Source organism: Massilia pseudoviolaceinigra (assembly GCF_030846505.1).
In the GTDB taxonomy this organism is placed as follows: domain Bacteria; phylum Pseudomonadota; class Gammaproteobacteria; order Burkholderiales; family Burkholderiaceae_D; genus Telluria_A; species Telluria_A violaceinigra.
In genome coordinates, this window is record NZ_JAVCWL010000121.1 from 1 (window position 1) to 839 (window position 839).

Below are 839 nucleotides of genomic sequence, written 5' to 3' on the forward strand. Positions count from 1 at the left end.
AGTCTCCGGCGCCACTGCTACCGAGTCGGCATCTGCACAGCTGCAGCTCGCCCAGGCGTTCGCGTCCGGAACATTGCGCGGCGAAGAATTCAATGCCGTGAACGAGGCGGCGCCGCGGCTGATGAAGGCGCTTGCCGACGGTATGGGATTGCCGGTCGGTGCCCTGAAAAAGATGGCCGAAGAGGGGCAAATCACTTCAAAGGTCATGGCAACCGTGCTGCCCGACGCGCTGGAAAAACTGCGCGTGGAAGCGGCCCAGGTGCAAACCATCGGCGGCGCATTCACCGTGCTCAAGAACAACATCATGGAGTTGGTTGGCGTGCAGGCCAATGCCAGTGGCGCGGTGGCGGGGTTGACAGGCGCGATAGGTGTGCTGTCCAGCAATCTCGCAGGCGTGGCGTGGGCAATGTCGACCATGATCGCTATCAAGACGACCAACTGGCTCGTCGGCTTGGCCACCGATGCATACGCTGCCGCGGCGGCCAAGCGTGCGCTGGCCGCCGCGACTCTGCAAACAGCCGTCACGACCACTCAGGCGACCGCAGTTGCCGCAGCCGCCAAGCTGGCAGAAGCTCAGGCCAATGTGCAGGCTACCGCCAGTGCCGCCGCCCTCACCACGGCCCGCGTGACCGAGCTGCGCGCCGCTGTGCTGGCTGCACAGGGCGCCGCGGCGCTGGCGATCACCACCAACGGCCTGATTCCCGCGCAGATCCGCGCCGCCGCTGCTGCAGAGGCGCATGCTGTTGCACTCGCTGCGCAGGCCGTCGCCGGTGGCGGCGCCACCACGGCGTCGATCGCTAATACGGCCGCCATCACCGCGCAGGCGGGCGCGGCTACTT

Annotated in this window: 1 protein-coding gene; it reads left to right on the top strand. The window is 66.9% G+C overall.

Annotated features, from left to right (window positions below):
- On the top strand, nt 1-839 hold an 839-nt coding region (locus RBA40_RS33360), incomplete at both ends, for a tape measure protein (protein WP_306653207.1).